Origin of the sequence: Actinomadura sp. HBU206391 (genome assembly GCF_014323665.1) — a bacterium.
Lineage (GTDB): Bacteria > Actinomycetota > Actinomycetes > Streptosporangiales > Streptosporangiaceae > Actinomadura_C.
In genome coordinates this window covers 1-13,939 of record NZ_JABVEB010000146.1, presented here as the reverse complement: position 1 = coordinate 13,939, position 13,939 = coordinate 1, and the positions used below count along the sequence as shown (strand labels likewise).

The window sequence follows — 13,939 nt, the reverse complement described above, 5'->3', positions numbered from 1 at the left end:
AAGACCTCTCCGCGATCATGCGGAGCGGCGCCTACCGGCAGGCGGTCGTCATCGACTACAACCGGCCGAAGGCCGTCGACGGCCATGGCTCGGCCATCTTCTTCCACGTCGGCGGCGTGACTCCGACGGCCGGGTGCATCTCGATCGGGGAAACGGAACTGCGCGCCGTCATGCGCACGCTGGCCAAGGGCGATCGGATCATCATGGGCCCCAGGGCGGCGCTCTTCCGGTCCTGAGCCCGCGGCCGCGGCCCCGCCCGGGACCGCGGCCGCAGGTGTCCGTCAGGGGCGGCCCACGGGCGGCTTCGTGTAGTCGCACACGCCGGTCGGGAAGATCTGCTTCAGCCGCGCCCGCTCCGCCGCGCCGGGACGCCACGATCCGTAGCCGCCGCGCGCCACGGCCCGGTCGACCGGCTGGAGCCGGCACTTGAACATGTCCTGATCGAAAGGCCCTCCCGCGACGACGCGCGAGGTGGAATGGATCGGGAACAGTCTGGTGCAGGCGCCGGCCGCCCTGTCGTCGAGGATCCCGTCCCAGACGTGCGGGCCCGAGGCGATGAGCCGGCCGTCGGTGCCGAAGCATCGATCGCCGGCGTCCGCCGGCTTGTTCTGCCCCACCGTACGTTTCGGGTTCTCTCGGATGCCGGCCATCCAGCGGTCCATGACCGCGAACGCCACGGCGATCTGGCCGGCCTGGGCGCCGCCCGGCCTGGCATCGGTGAACCAGATGGCCTGGTTGTCGGCGTCGCCGCTCGCCTCGATGATGCGTTCGCGGCTGACGAAGGACTGCCGGGTGTTGTGCATGTTCAGCTGATCTTCGAGATAGTGCCGCCAGTCGATGATGGGGATGTCGACCCGGCCGCGGAAGACCAGCCCGTTCTCATAGGCGGCCCGGATGGCACCGACATCGCCCTCGGTACGCGGCGCCGGCGTCTTCCCGCCATCGGGGCTCAACGTCATGTTGCGGGAACTCCACGGGTCGAAGGTGCCGCCCGGCACGAAGGGCGCCCCCTCCTGCACCATGTCCTTGGAGGCTTCCAACCGCCGACGGTGGCATTGAGCCGCAGGAACTCCGCCGGTGTGATCGCGCCGCTCTTCAGCGCCTCGAGCCCGTACTGCACCCCGACGTTGTCGAAGGTGCGCCGCGCGAACCCGTCCCGATCCACTCCGTAGATGTTGCGCAGATCGTCGGCGTGGGTCCATTCCACCCTGTGCATGACGCCCTTCGGCTCCATCAGATCCTGGTTGGAGCCGGCCGACCCGTAGTGCGGGTTGAGGGTCAGCGGGGTGAGCCCCCGCCAGCCGTTGACGCACTCGCTGGACCCGGGCCTGCCGGTGTAGGGGTTGGTGACCTCACCGCTGGAGTTCAGTCCCTCGAGCAGCTTGCGGTTGTCCCAGTTCTGCCGCTGCGGGTTGTCGGCGGCGGTGACGTCCATGTAGTGCTCGAGCAGCTCACAGTCGCCCACGTGGATCGCCTGGGTGACCTCGTCGGGGTAGGCGTACACGGGAATCGCGGCGTCGATGAGGCCGGGGAAGTCCTGGCCGTACACGTACTGCTGGATGCCTCCGCCGAAGGCGCCGACGCCGACGGTGTACAGAGGCGTCCCGTGCTCCTCGACGAACCGCTCCTTCACCATGAGAGCGGTCTCGCCGCCGAGCTGGAGGTTGTAGTGGTTTCCGGTGACGTTCCCCGTGGAGTAGGCCACGGCGTATCCGGCGGCCAGCCCCTCCTCGGCTTGGAACAGGTCGCCGATCCGGGTGTCGAGCTCACCCTGGGTGTGACCGATCCCGACGCCGCCGGAACTGAAGCTGTAGATCAGGCGGCGGTTCCAGGCCGAGTCGGCAGGGTGCTCGCCGTCGGGGCGCAGTGGGCTCAGCATGGCGATGCTGTAGATGAACCGGTTGATCGTGCCGCGCTCCCACCGGACGACGAAGTCGCGGACGCTTCCGTCGAGCGTGGTGGTGGTGGCGAGGTCACCCGGCCTGCTGCCGTCGGCGGGCAGCGACTTCCACGCGCCGGTGGTGGTCCGGTACACGAGGTCCACCCGCGGCTTGACGCTGCAGTCGCGGCTCCATCCGGTGATCTGACCCGTCTTCTGCCCGTTCGCGTCGAGCGCGAAGACCGGTAGGCCAACGTGGTCGTGGTTGTCGACCAGCGGCTGGCCCAGCCCCGACTGCTCGGTCTTGCAGACGAACGGCCGCTGGTGGGGGCCGGAGAAGATCGGCCCGGTGACGGGGTGATCGGTCAGCGTGAGCCGCGCGTCGAGCCGTCGGCCGCCCTTGGCCTCCGCCGTGAGAACGTTACGGCCGGCCCGCATCCCGTCGACGAGGCCGACGAGCGTCTGTGACCGCTCCACCGGGAGCAGCGTGGAGTTCACCACCAGGGCCAGCACCAACACGCTGGTCACGCGGTTCTCCATCCCTGACGCGGCGGGCGGCGGTGGCATCAACGCGACCCTCAACGTCTACGTCGACGGGACGTTCCTGAAGCCGATCAACCTGACCTCCAGGTACGCGTGGCTGTACGGCCCCGAGGCCGGGCCGAACAACTCGCCGGGCTCGGGCGGCCCGCGGCACCTCTACGACGAGGCCAACGTCATGCTCGGCACCACGGTGCCGGCCGGCAGCAAGATCAGACTGCAGAAGGACGCCGCCAACACCACGACGTACGCCATCGACTTCATCAACACCGAGCAGGTGTCGGCGCTGCCCAACCCCGACGCCGCGAGGTACGCGGTGCCCACCGGGTTCGCGCACCAGGACGTCCAGAACGCCCTCGACAGGGCCCGCCAGGACCCGAACCTGGTCGGCGTCTACCTGCCGCCGGGCGACTACCAGACGTCGAGCAAGTTCCAGGTGTACGGCAAGGCCGTGCGGGTCGTCGGCGCTGGACCGTGGTTCACCCGCTTTCTTCGCGCCGTCGGGACAGGACAACACCGATGTCGGCTTCCGGGCCGACGCCAACGCCGGTGGTTCGACGTTCGCGCACTTCGCCTACTTCGGCAACTACACCTCCCGGATAGACGGCCCCGGCAAGGTGTTCGACTTCGCCAACGTCGCCGACATCACGATCGACAACATCTGGGCCGAGCACATGGTGTGCCTCTACTGGGGCGCCAACACCGACCGGATGACGATCAAGAACGCGAGAATCCGCAACACCTTCGCCGACGGCGTCAACATGACCAACGGCAGTACCCACAACCTCGTCGCCAACAGTGAGGCACGGGCGACCGGCGATGACAGCTTCGCGCTGTTCTCGGCGATCGACGCGGGCGGTGCGGACATGCACAGTAGCGTCTAGGAGAACCTGACCTCGCTGCTCACCTGGCGGGCCGCCGGCGTCGCGGTCTACGGCGGCTACGGCAACACGTTCCGCAACATCCACATCGCCGACACGCTCGTCTACTCCGGCATCACGATCAGTTCGCTGGACTTCGGTTATCCGATGAACGGCTTCGGTGCCGATCCGAAGACCCAGTTCCAGAACATCTCGATCGTGCGGGCCGGCGGCCACTTCTGGGGCGCGCAGACCTTCCCGGCCATCTGGGTCTTCTCGGCCTCCAAGGTGTTCCAGGGCATCCGGGTGAGCGACGTGGACATCGTCGATCCGACCTACAGCGGCATCATGTTCCAGACCAACTACGTCGGAGGCCAGCCGCAGTTCCCGGTCACCGACACCGTGTTCACCAACGTCACGATCTCGGGGGCGCGCAAGAGCGGTGACGCCTTCGACGCCAAGTCGGGGTTCGGCATCTGGGTCAACGAGATGCCCGAGGCCGGCCAGGGGCCGGCCGTCGGCTCAGCGACGTTCAACAACCTGACCCTTACCAACAACGCCCAGGACATCAAGAACACCACGTCCACCTTCACGATCACTCGGACCCCCTAGCGGGTCCGGGCCACGGGCGCCGGCCGGCGCCCGTGGCCCGGCATCGGGTCAGTTCCGCTGGCCCATCGGCCGTACGAGCACCGTGTTGACATCGACGCCTGGCGGTTGCTCGAGCGCCCAGCCGATGGAGCCGGCTTGCTTGAACCCCGCGACGCTGCCGACGAGCACGATGCGCCCGCGGGTCTTCCTGAGGGCCGGCAGGGCGCCCGCACCAGCAGGGCCGGGCCGAGCACATCGGTCAGACCATCTCGCGCCACTGGTCGGGATCGCCGTCGGCGAGGGTGTCGTGGCCGGAGACGCCCGCGTTGGCCACGATGTGATCGAGCCGGCCATGCTCCTTCGTCACAGCGTCGACGGCGGCTTCGACAGCGCCGTTGTCGGCCGCGTCCGCGACGATGGGCAACAGCGCGGGCCCTCCCCGAGGCCGGCGACGGCCCGCGCGAGCCGAGCCTCGTCCCGGCCGGTGACCGCGACCCGATGTCCGGCCGCGAGCAGACGGGCCGCGACGGCGGTGCCGATCCCGCTGGACCCACCGGTGATCAGTGTCACCGGGGCACCGGGATCTCGAACGTCGGACATCGCCCTGGCTCTCTGCCGCTCATCCGTTCCGGAGGAACCGACCGCCGGTCCCGGCCGCCAACCGGCCGTAGCAGGTCGAGCCATCGGAGAGCCAATAGTAGGGGGCGTGTTCGGAGTACGCGTGACCGGCAACGCCGCGGTGGTGGTGGTCCCCGATCTGCGCGGAGTCATGACCGCGACGGCGGCGGGCGGCGGCGACACGGTGGAGATCGAGGTCGTCATGCCTCACGGCGGACCAGACCGCCCAGCAGTGCCAGGGCCTCCTCGGAAGGGCTGCCGGGCTCGGCCTGGAAGACGATGAGCTTTTGGCCGGGGGCACTGTCGATGCTCATCACCTCCATGGAGGTGACCACGTCACCGACATCGCGGTGATGGAACCGCGCGGGCGCGCGCGTCCTGGCCCGTACGTCGTGGCGATCCCACATCCGGCGGAACTCCTCGCTGCCGGACGACAGCTCCTCGATCAGTTCGACGACGAGCGGGTCGTCGCAGTGCGCTCCCGCCGCGGCACGCAGATGGGCGATCTTGGAGTAAGTGTCCCGCTCCCAGTCGAGGTAGAACTCGTGTGCCGCCGGGTTGAGCAGGGCCAGCCGCAAGAGGTTGTCGTTGTGGGCCAGCCCGTCGTAGAGGGCGGCGGCCGTCCGGTTCTTGGCCAGCACGTCCAACCGGTGGTTCACCACGCACGCCGGCATGTCCCAGCACTCCATGAGCCGCGCCACGTTCGAGTGGACCTGATCGACCCAGCCGGCCTGCCGGTGTCTGGCCAGCCCGGGCCGGGCGAGGTCGTACAGGTGCGCCGCGGACTCGGGATCGAGAGCCAGTGCCCGCGCGAGCGCGCCGACCACCTGCTCGGAGGGATGGCGTTCGCGCCCCTGCTCCAGACGGATGTAGTAGTCGGTGCTGACGCCGGCCAGCATCGCCACCTCTTCCCGGCGCAACCCCGGCGTCCGGCGGCGACCGATGGGGCGCACGTCCACCTGTGCCGGGGTGGTGATCTCACGCCGAGCGCGCAAGAACTCACCCAGAAGATTGTCGCTGTCCATTTTAAAAAGATATGTCGGCATAAGCCGGGGTTCAGTCGCGAGGGTGGGTGTGACGCTCCCAGGGTCGACCGCGCCCACGGCCACCATCCGGTGCTCCGACATCGGCGCCTTCTCGTGATCAAGGAAACGTAGACTCGGCCGATGGACAAACTGAGCGGAAGGACCGTCGTCCTGGTGCCGATGGCGGCCGAACATGTGACCGAGCTCAGGCGCATCCGGCGGACGCCGGAGGTGCGGTCCCGCTGGGGCGACGTGGACACCGAGCCGGACTGGCCGTTCGACGACCCGGATGCCGTCGTGTACGCGATCCTGCTCGACGGCACGGTGCGCGGTCTCGTCCAGTACGGCGAGGAGGAGGAGCCCATGTACCGGCACGCCTCCATCGACATCTTCCTCGATCCGGCCGTGCACGGTCAGGGCGCCGGCCAGGATGCGGTGCGCACCTTGGCCCGCCATCTCATCCACGATCGCGGCCATCACCGCCTGGTGATCGATCCTGCCGCCGACAACGAACCGGCCATCCGCTGCTACACCGCCGTCGGTTTCCGTCCCGTCGGTGTCATGCGCAGGTACGAGCGCGACGCCGACGGCGCCGGCTGGCACGACGGGCTCCTCATGGACCTGCTCGCCGAGGAACTTCGGGAGTAGGCCACAGCGGATCCGCGTCGCGCCCTCCGAGGTTCCTCATCCTGGCCGCCCCGCTCTGCGCGCCCCGCTCTGCGGCCGGTGTCACTCCTCGGCCCCCTGCTCGTGTCCTCGAGCCGGCATCCTCCGGAAGAGGGATGCCGGCCGCCGACTCGGGTGATGCCGTGCACCGGCGCCGGTCGCGATGCTCGAGGCATGACAGCGATCGAGGTCACGGACCTCCACAAAAGGTACGGGGAGACGCGTGCGGTGAACGGAGTGTCGTTCACGGTGGCGTCCGGTGAGACGTTCGGGGTGGTCGGGCACAACGGCGCGGGCAAGACCACGACCGTCGAGTGCCTGATCGGGCTGCGCAGGCCCGACTCAGGGACAGTGCGGGTCCTGGGCATCGATCCGGCGCGGCAGCGCCGGATCCTCGCCCAGCGGATCGGCGCGCAATTGCAGGAGAGCGAGTTGCCCGACCGGTTGAAGGTGGCCGAGGCGCTCAAGCTGTATGCGTCCTTCTACCGCGCGCCGCAGGACTGGCGGTCGGTACTGGAGCGGTGGGGCCTCGGCCCGATCCGCAACAAGGGGTTCGGCGACCTGTCCGGCGGCCAGAAGCAGCGCCTCCAGCTGGCGCTCGCGCTGGTGGGCTCGCCCGAACTGGTGGTCCTGGACGAGCTGACGGTCGGGCTGGACCCGATCGCCCGCCAGGAGACCTGGGCGCTGCTCTCCGATCTCAAGGCGTCGGGCACCACGACGGTGCTGGTCAGCCACTACATGGACGAGGCCGAGGCACTGTGCGACCGGGTGGCGGTCTTCAGCGCCGGCCGGATCCGCGCGCTCGGCACCCCGCGCGAACTGATCGAACAGACCGCGACCGGCTCGCTGGAGCAGGCGTACTTCGCACTGGTGAAGGAGTCATGATGAAGGCGTTCGCGCAGCTCTCCGTGACCGAACTCAAGCTGCTGGCCCGCGACACCGGCACGCTGTTCTTCATGGTGGCCTTCCCGATGATGCTGCTGGTCCTGCACACCGGGGACGACGACATCGGCACCCTCCTGCCCGGCTACATCGCGATGGTCCTGGCCATCGGCGGCCTCTCCGCGCTGCCGGGCATCGTGGCGACCTACCGTGAGCGCAAGGTACTGCGCCGGCTGGCCACGACGCCGGTGGCGCCGGTCACCCTGCTCGCCGCACAGGTCGGCGCGCAGCTCGTGATGGGTATCGTCGGGTCGGCCATCGTCGTCGCCGTCGGCGTCCTCGGTTACGGGATCGAGCCGCCCGCCCATCCGGCCGCTCTGGCACTCGCCTTCCTCCTGTGCGCGTCCATGCTCTGTGCCATCGGCTTCGTCATCGCGGCCGTCGCGCCCCGCGCCAGGACCGCCGATCTGTTCGGCCTGCTGATCATGTTTCCGATGATCTTCCTCGGCGGCGCGGCCGTTCCTCGAGACGCGTTGCCCGAGGGCATGCGGGAGATCGGTGGCTACCTGCCACTCACCGCGGGGGTGACGGCGCTACGAGACGGCTGGCTCGGCTCTCCCACGATCCTTCCGCTGCTGATCCTGGCGGGTGTCACGGTGGCCTGCACGGCCGTGGCGACCGTACTGTTCCAGTGGGATTGAGCGGAGGCGCGGTTCCACCGGGACTCAGCGGAGACGCCGTCCCGGTGGAACCGAGCCAAGGCACCGTCCCGGCGGGACCGAGCGGAGGCGAAATCATGACGGGTTTGGCGGCACGCTGGGTCCGCGCCTTCCATCTGCTCTTCTTCGGCTGCCTGGCCATTCCCGCGATCGGCATACTGCCCGGCGGAGACGGCGACCTGCGAGAGCGGGGAGTGACGCTCGGCGTGGCCGTGCTGATGGGGGCCTGGTACGGGTTCTTCGTCGTCCGCCGTCCCGAGCTGCTCGAACGCCTCAACCCGATGGCCCTTCACCTGCTGGTGCTCATCGCCCTGTTGTGCATCCTGATCCGCCGTGAGCCGCTGTACGAGGTGACGTTGTTCGGCATGTTCGCCCTGCCGTACCTGTTGCTGCCCCATGGGTGGAGCTATCTGGGCGCGGGGCTGCTCATGGTCACGGCGATGGCGGCGAAAGGCATGTTCACACAGGTCGCCGACGATCCGGCCGTACTGGGTTCGATGGTCGGCAGTACCGCCCTGGTACTGATCATGGGGGTGTTCAGCAGGTTCCTCATCACCTTGGGCGAGCAGGGCAAGGCGCTCGGCGTCCTCGAGGAGCGGGCCAGGCTGGCCCGCGAGATCCATGACACGCTCGCTCAGGGATTCATGGGGATCATCACCCAGCTCGAGGCCGCCGAGCAGGGCCTGGGCGATCCGGTCGCCGTACGGCAGCGGATCTCCCTGGCCAAGCGGCTCGCGCGGGACAACCTCACGGAGGCGCGGCGATCGGTCGACGCGCTGCGGCCCGAGGCGCTGCGGGACGTGCGTCTCGACGGGGCCCTCGCCACCGTGGCCGAACGCTGGCAGGCCGCGAACGGGATACCGGTGACCTTCTCGGTGGACGGCCGGCCCCGGCCCCTCGGCACCGAGGTCGAGACCACCGTGTTGCGGGCCGCGCAGGAAGGCCTGGCGAACATAGCCAGGCATGCCGGCGCCGAGCGGGCGGCATTGACCCTTTCGTACATGGACGACGAGGTCACGCTGGACGTGCTCGACGACGGGGCCGGCTTCGACCCGTCTGGCCCGCACGACGGATACGGCCTGGTCGCGATGCGGGAGCGCGCGTCGCGGGCCGGGGGCACGGTGACGGTGGAGTCGACACCGAAGGAGGGGACCGCGCTGTGCCTGAGCATTCCCTGCGTCTGATGATCGTTGACGACCATCCGGTGGTCCGTGACGGCCTGCGCGGCATGTTCGACGGCGTACCGGACATCGTGGTGGTCGCGGAGGCCGCCGACGGGCACGAGGCACTCGCGCTGGCCCGCTCCGAGCGACCCGACGTGGTGCTGATGGACCTGCGGATGCCGGGGCTCGACGGCGTGGGCGCGATCGAGCGGCTGCGCGCCGACCACCCGCGCATCCGAGTGATCGTGCTGACCACCTACGACACCGACGCGGACGTGACGCGCGCCCTGGCCGCCGGAGCGGCGGGCTATCTCCTCAAGGACGCGCCGCGCGAGGAACTGCACCAGGCCGTACGCACCGCCGCCGCGGGCGGCCAGGTGCTCGCCGCCTCGATCACGTCCCTGCTGATCGGCCGGCTGACTCCCGCCCCCGCCGCGACGCCGAGCCCGAGGGAACTGGAGGTGCTCAGGCTCATCGCCAGGGGTGCGGCCAACAAGGAGGTCGCCCGGGCCTTGCTGATCAGCGAGACCACGGTGAAGACGCATCTCAAACACGTGTTCGCCAAGCTGGGCGTGGACAACCGGGCGGCGGCGGTGGTGGTCGCGATGGAACGGCGGCTCATCTAGACGCTCTTCCGATGATGGACCTCGATGCGACTGCCGCCTCCTGCTACAGCGGCTGTCCCGCGGACACCCTGCGGCGTGGGGCGCCGGTCGGCCCGGCGGGCCGGCCGGTGCCGATGATCGACCCGGTGCCCGGCCGGAGCGGCACCAGCGTTTCGACGTCGTCCGGCGCGACGTCGTCGGCCTTGGGCGCGCGGCGCAGGGAGGCGATCACCAAGACGGTCAGTGCCGTCAGGAAGGCGGCCATGAGAACGCCCGACACGACCTCAGGGCCAATGGTGGTGCCCCAGTAGGCGAGAGCGGCCACCATGGCGGCGGAGGGAATGGTGACCACCCAGGCGATCGCCATCCGGCCGAAGATCCGCCAGTTCACGGTGGCGCCGGAGTTGGTGGTGCCGACTCCGGTGATCGAACCGGCCACGGTGTGCGTAGTGGAGACCGGCGCGCCGACGGCGGTGGAGACGAACAGGGCGCCGGCGCCGGCGGTCTCGGCCGCGAACCCGCTCACCGGGCGCAGGGCGGTGATGTCCATGCCCATCGTGCGCACGATCCGCCAGCCGCCCGAGTACGTGCCGAGTGCGAGCGCCGAGGCGGCCGCGACCGCCACCCACATCGGCACGATCAACTTGTCGCCCGAACCGCTCTGATGCCCCGTGGCGACGAGCAGAGCGGCGATCACGCCCATGGTCTTCTGGGCGTCATTGCCGCCATGACCGAGCGAGACGGCGGCCGAGGAGACCAGTTGGGCCCATCGGAAGCCCCTTTCGGTGCGCTCGACGTCCCGGCCGGCGAGCACGCGGCGCAGGACGAGGATGAGCACGGCCGCCATCACCAGCCCGGCGGCCGGCGACACCACCAGGAACAGCAGCGCCTTCCGCACGCTGGACGCCTCGATGGCGTCGAGGCCGCCCCGGGCCAGCCCGGCGCCCGCCAGCCCGCCGATCAGCGCGTGCGATGACGAGGTCGGCAGGCCGAGGTGCCAGGAGCCGAAGTTCCAGGTGATCGCGCCGAGCAGCGCGGCGAACACCACGGCCAGGCTCACGTAGGCGCCCTTGACCGTCGAGCCGACCGTGTCGGCGACGGCGGTCCCGAAGATCAGGAAAGCGATGAAGTTGAAGAAGGCCGCCCAGGCGACCGCGAATCTGGGCCGAAGCACCCGGGTGGCGATGATGGTGGCGACCGAGTTGGCCGAGTCGTGGAACCCGTTGGTGTAGTCGAACAGCAACGCGAGTAAGACCAGTCCGATCAGGCTGATCAGTGCCACGTCCATCGCGACTCCCGGGTCGGTGAAGTCTCCTCGTCCGCGCCGTGCCCGCCTTGGCGCCGCTCTCACCTCCGCGAACGGTGAACATCAGACGAACTACGCCGGCCGCCGCATCAGCGTCATCCGACTCATCCGCGGGCCTGCCGCTCGCCCCGGGTGCGCGCGAGGACGTCGCGCGCTCGGCTCACCCCCGCCTCGTTACCGAGGCTGCGGTAGATGTCGAGGGCCTGTGCCGCAGGCTCTGTGGCGTCGGCGACCCGGCCCGCCTCCAGGAGCACCTCGGCCAGGGTTCGCAGGCCCCGAGCCTCCCACCAGCGGTCGCCGAGCCCGCGGAAGCTCTCGACCGCCCGTCGTAGAGCGGCGTCGGCGTCGGCGTCGCGGCCGAGGCGGCCGAGGGCACGGCCCTCGGACAGCTGGGTGCGGGCGACCCCCCACGAGTCGCCCAGGCCCTCGAGGGTGCTCTCGGCCCGCCGGACGAACGCGAGCTCGCGCAGCCCGTTCCGTGGATCGCCGACCTCGCCGGCCGCGCGCAGGCAGCGCGCCTCCTCCCAGTTCTCGAACCGGACCCGGAAACTCTCGGCGGCGCGTTCGAGCACCGCCGCGGCCAGGGTCTGCTTCACCTCCGCCGACCGCTGGTCGCCGCGCTTACGCAGGTACCGTCCCTCGGCGGCGAGCACCTCGCCGAGCGCTCGCAGCGTCTGCGACTCCGAGTAGTCGTTACCGTTGTTCTTGAAGACCTCCAGTGCCTGCTCGAGCAGGTCGCGGGCCTCTTCGTAGTGACGTTGCGCCAGCCGGAGCTCACCGAGATTGCGCTGGGTTCGGGCGCGCCACCACTGGTCGCCCTCCTCGCGGAAAGCGGCGATCGCCTCAAGGAGATAACGCTGCCCTTCGTCAAGGTTGCCCTCATCGCGCAGCGTCATGCCGACCGTGCGGAGGGCACGTGCGGCCCACCACCGTTCCCGCAGGTCCTCGAAGATCTCCAGAGCCTCCCGAGCGTCGGCCCGCGCCCGGCCGATCTGTCCCTGCCCGCCGAGGACGGCGGCCCGTTCGAGCAGCGCGATGCCGGCCGCCCTCCGATCTCCGAGCCGCTGGGCCGCCTCGCACGTGGCCTCGGCTATGTTCCGCCACTCGTTCCAGAACACCCGCATGGAGTGGAACAGCGAGCAGGACGCGCGGCCGAGCCGCCACACCAGCCCCCACTGCTCCATGCGGGTGGCCTGGTCCAGGAGGGCGAGCAGCGCCATCCGCTCACTGGTCAGCCAGTCCATGGCCGCCGTGCCACCGCGGGTGCCACCGCGTGCGCCGGCCTGGCGGTGCCAGTCCTGCGGCCAGCGCGCCGCGGCGACCTGTTCCGCGCGTTCCCGGTAGCCGCCGATGACCCGTTCGACGGCGGCGTGGCGCTGCTCGGTCGTGTCCTCGATGTCGGCCCGCTCCCGGGCATAGAGCCGTACGAGGTCATGCAGCCGATAGCGCGTCGCCCCCGTACGGTCGGTGCCGGAGTGTTCGACCAGCTGCGCGTCGACCAGCGCCTCGAGCTGATCGCCGCCCTCGAACTCCGACACTGCGAGCAGCTCGCCGGCCGCCCAGCCCTGAACGTCGGGCGCCGCGAGCAGCCCGAACGAGCGCAGCAGCCTGCGCTGCGTCTCGGTGCAGTCGTCGTAGCTGAGCTGCAGAGAGGCCCTCACGCTCTGGTCGATGCGCTCGGCGACCTCGAGCTCGTCCAGCCGCCGGCGCCGTTCGTCGGCCAGCCGCCCGGCCATCTCCCGCAGCGACCAGTTCTCTCTGGCGGCCAGCCGCCCGCCGCAGATGCTGATTGCCAACGGCAGCCGCCCGCACAGCTCGACGATCGCGACGGCCGAGGCGACGTCGTCCGACACGCGGTCGTCCCCGGCCAGCCGGCTGAGCAGCTCGATGCCCTGCGCCTCGGTGAACTCGCGGAGCCGGCGATCGCTCGTGTTGCGCAGGTAGAGGGGCTGCCGGGACGTCACCAGCACAGCGCAGCCCGGCTCCGGGGGGATCAGCGCCTGCACCTGCTCGGCGTCCTGCGCATTGTCGAGAAAGACGAGGATGCGCCGTCCCCTCACCCACGTCCACCAGAGTTTCCGCAGTTCCTCGAGGCCGCCGGGGGCGGTCGTCAGGCGGGCGCCCAGCGCGAGCAGGAAGCCGGTCAGCACCTCCTCGGGCCGCGCCCTCGCCCCTCCCCCGCCGCGCAGGTCGAAGTAGAGCTGCCCGTCCGGATAACGGGCCGCCACCTCACGGGCGAAGCGCGTTGCGAGTGCGGACTTTCCGACCCCGGCGGGGCCGTGTATCGATACGACCCGGGCGTCGGTCAGCGCCTCTTGCCGGGCGCGCCTCCTCGAATGGGCGTCCTCGAACAGCCGGCGCAGCTCCGAGAGAGAATCGGCGCGGCCGGTGAAGTGCGCGATGACCGGCGGCAGCTGGGCGGGCGGCCCGGGTCCCGCGTCCCGGGCGGCGGCTCCCTCGATCTCGGCCCGCCCGCCCGGCCGCTGGGTGCTCCAGGCGACCAGGCCGGCGAGCATCGTCACCCCGCCCGTAACGCCGAACCGCGCGGCAGCCGGCAGATCGACCAGATCGAGCGACATCGTCAGGCCCGTGACCACCGCGGTCAGGCCTCCCACCGTCCACGGTGCCGTGAGGCGCGCAGCCCGCGGCGCCCGATCCGCGCCGGCGGATCCGGACGACCTTCTGGCCATACGACGCCCTCCGCACCGGTCCTCGGCTGGTCCCGGTCAATACGATCTCCTTTTCCTTTGACTGGGCCAAGGCCGCGGGCGTTCCCGTCCGGCCGGTCGTGGTCATCCCGCCGGTCGGCGAGATCACCGGCCGGTCAGCCCACCAGGGCACGGCGGGCCAGCCTGAACCCGACGTCCAGTCCCAGCTGGAGCGGGATCCCCGCTCCGCAGGCGCCCGCGATGGCGAGCGCGACCGGCTCCACGAAGGGGACGAGCAACCGCATCGTCTCGCCCAGGCCATCCGGCAGGGTGAGCCTCGTAATCGTGATGGTTATCGTCATGTCGGACCTCCGTCCGCGCCGTCAGGCGGCGCTGTGCGGCCGGGTCACGCGTGATCCGGCGACGGTCCGGCTCGG

Annotated in this window: 13 protein-coding genes and 3 pseudogenes; 8 read left to right on the top strand and 8 right to left on the bottom strand. The window is 70.2% G+C overall.

The window, feature by feature from the left end; translation table 11 throughout:
* A pseudogene (locus HKK72_RS27880) lies at window positions 1-236 on the top strand (hypothetical protein); the annotation flags it as partial.
* Window positions 237-281: 45 nt separating this feature from the next.
* Here the strand turns inward: HKK72_RS27880 and HKK72_RS27875 are convergent.
* On the bottom strand, window positions 282-1,040 hold the full coding sequence (locus tag HKK72_RS27875; protein ID WP_187237408.1) for a DUF6351 family protein: 759 nt from the start codon (window positions 1,038-1,040) through the stop codon (window positions 282-284).
* Entirely contained in the window at window positions 956-2,407 is a 1,452-nt protein-coding gene (locus HKK72_RS27870; protein ID WP_187237407.1) for a DUF6351 family protein, read from the bottom strand. The genes HKK72_RS27875 and HKK72_RS27870 overlap by 85 nt, the downstream gene beginning before the upstream one ends.
* Between HKK72_RS27870 and HKK72_RS42885 the strand changes: the two are divergent.
* Both HKK72_RS42885 and HKK72_RS42880 read left to right on the top strand, forming a co-directional pair.
* Window positions 2,292-2,852: pseudogene (locus HKK72_RS42885) on the top strand (hypothetical protein); the annotation flags it as partial. The gene HKK72_RS27870 and the pseudogene HKK72_RS42885 sit on opposite strands and share 116 nt — an antisense overlap.
* A 34-nt stretch (window positions 2,853-2,886) precedes the next feature.
* A pseudogene (locus HKK72_RS42880) lies at window positions 2,887-3,891 on the top strand (hypothetical protein).
* A gap of 238 nt (window positions 3,892-4,129) precedes the next feature.
* Here HKK72_RS42880 and HKK72_RS40110 read toward each other — a convergent pair.
* The 3 genes from HKK72_RS40110 to HKK72_RS27855 form a co-directional block, all read right to left on the bottom strand.
* The gene (locus tag HKK72_RS40110; protein ID WP_222721211.1) at window positions 4,130-4,294 is read right to left on the bottom strand and encodes an SDR family NAD(P)-dependent oxidoreductase; all 165 of its coding nucleotides are present in this window, start codon (window positions 4,292-4,294) and stop codon (window positions 4,130-4,132) included.
* Window positions 4,234-4,470 (bottom strand): SDR family NAD(P)-dependent oxidoreductase, encoded by a 237-nt coding sequence (locus HKK72_RS40105; RefSeq protein WP_222721210.1) that lies wholly within the window; start codon window positions 4,468-4,470, stop codon window positions 4,234-4,236. Before HKK72_RS40105 ends, HKK72_RS40110 begins: the two co-directional genes overlap by 61 nt.
* A 218-nt stretch (window positions 4,471-4,688) precedes the next feature.
* Window positions 4,689-5,513: a helix-turn-helix transcriptional regulator gene (locus HKK72_RS27855; RefSeq protein ID WP_187237406.1), complete on the bottom strand. Its 825-nt coding sequence runs from the start codon at window positions 5,511-5,513 to the stop codon at window positions 4,689-4,691.
* 141 nt (window positions 5,514-5,654) lie between these two features.
* On the opposite strand from HKK72_RS27855, the gene HKK72_RS27850 reads away from it, so the two are divergent.
* The 5 genes from HKK72_RS27850 (at window position 5,655) to HKK72_RS27830 (ending at window position 9,569) form a co-directional block, all read left to right on the top strand.
* Window positions 5,655-6,161, top strand: a complete 507-nt coding sequence (locus HKK72_RS27850) for a GNAT family N-acetyltransferase (protein WP_187237405.1) — start codon at window positions 5,655-5,657, stop codon at window positions 6,159-6,161.
* Window positions 6,162-6,353: 192 nt separating this feature from the next.
* Window positions 6,354-7,064 (top strand): ABC transporter ATP-binding protein, encoded by a 711-nt coding sequence (locus HKK72_RS27845; protein ID WP_187237404.1) that lies wholly within the window; start codon window positions 6,354-6,356, stop codon window positions 7,062-7,064.
* Window positions 7,061-7,762, top strand: coding sequence for an ABC transporter permease (locus HKK72_RS27840; protein WP_261987259.1), 702 nt, complete (start codon window positions 7,061-7,063; stop codon window positions 7,760-7,762). The genes HKK72_RS27845 and HKK72_RS27840 overlap by 4 nt, the downstream gene beginning before the upstream one ends.
* Window positions 7,763-7,857: 95 nt before the next feature.
* On the top strand, window positions 7,858-8,964 hold the full coding sequence (locus HKK72_RS27835; RefSeq protein WP_187237403.1) for a sensor histidine kinase: 1,107 nt from the start codon (window positions 7,858-7,860) through the stop codon (window positions 8,962-8,964).
* Entirely contained in the window at window positions 8,964-9,569 is a 606-nt protein-coding gene (locus HKK72_RS27830) for a response regulator (RefSeq protein WP_187237402.1), read from the top strand. The genes HKK72_RS27835 and HKK72_RS27830 overlap by 1 nt, the downstream gene beginning before the upstream one ends.
* 43 nt (window positions 9,570-9,612) lie before the next feature.
* On the opposite strand, the gene HKK72_RS27825 is transcribed toward HKK72_RS27830, so the two are convergent.
* The 3 genes from HKK72_RS27825 to HKK72_RS27815 form a co-directional block, all read right to left on the bottom strand.
* Complete coding sequence (locus tag HKK72_RS27825; protein WP_187237401.1) at window positions 9,613-10,836, bottom strand: inorganic phosphate transporter; 1,224 nt, start codon at window positions 10,834-10,836, stop codon at window positions 9,613-9,615.
* A 122-nt stretch (window positions 10,837-10,958) separates the two neighbouring features.
* Window positions 10,959-13,433: an ATP-binding protein gene (locus tag HKK72_RS27820; RefSeq protein WP_222721209.1), complete on the bottom strand. Its 2,475-nt coding sequence runs from the start codon at window positions 13,431-13,433 to the stop codon at window positions 10,959-10,961.
* A gap of 245 nt (window positions 13,434-13,678) precedes the next feature.
* Window positions 13,679-13,864, bottom strand: a complete 186-nt coding sequence (locus HKK72_RS27815; RefSeq protein ID WP_187237399.1) for a hypothetical protein — start codon at window positions 13,862-13,864, stop codon at window positions 13,679-13,681.
* Window positions 13,865-13,939 lie beyond the last annotated feature (75 nt).

What these genes read in the sequence shown, in the direction of transcription:
- HKK72_RS40105 (WP_222721210.1), bottom strand. Translation starts at nt 4,470, where the DNA reads ATGTCCGACGTTCGAGATCCCGGTGCCCCGGTGACACTGATCACCGGT.
- HKK72_RS27855 (WP_187237406.1), bottom strand. Translation starts at nt 5,513, where the DNA reads ATGGACAGCGACAATCTTCTGGGTGAGTTCTTGCGCGCTCGGCGTGAG.
- HKK72_RS27850 (WP_187237405.1), top strand. Translation starts at nt 5,655, where the DNA reads ATGGACAAACTGAGCGGAAGGACCGTCGTCCTGGTGCCGATGGCGGCC.
- HKK72_RS27845 (WP_187237404.1), top strand. Translation starts at nt 6,354, where the DNA reads ATGACAGCGATCGAGGTCACGGACCTCCACAAAAGGTACGGGGAGACG.
- HKK72_RS27840 (WP_261987259.1), top strand. Translation starts at nt 7,061, where the DNA reads ATGATGAAGGCGTTCGCGCAGCTCTCCGTGACCGAACTCAAGCTGCTG.
- HKK72_RS27835 (WP_187237403.1), top strand. Translation starts at nt 7,858, where the DNA reads ATGACGGGTTTGGCGGCACGCTGGGTCCGCGCCTTCCATCTGCTCTTC.
- HKK72_RS27830 (WP_187237402.1), top strand. Translation starts at nt 8,964, where the DNA reads ATGATCGTTGACGACCATCCGGTGGTCCGTGACGGCCTGCGCGGCATG.
- HKK72_RS27825 (WP_187237401.1), bottom strand. Translation starts at nt 10,836, where the DNA reads ATGGACGTGGCACTGATCAGCCTGATCGGACTGGTCTTACTCGCGTTG.
- HKK72_RS27820 (WP_222721209.1), bottom strand. Translation starts at nt 13,433, where the DNA reads ATGTCGCTCGATCTGGTCGATCTGCCGGCTGCCGCGCGGTTCGGCGTT.
- HKK72_RS27815 (WP_187237399.1), bottom strand. Translation starts at nt 13,864, where the DNA reads ATGACGATAACCATCACGATTACGAGGCTCACCCTGCCGGATGGCCTG.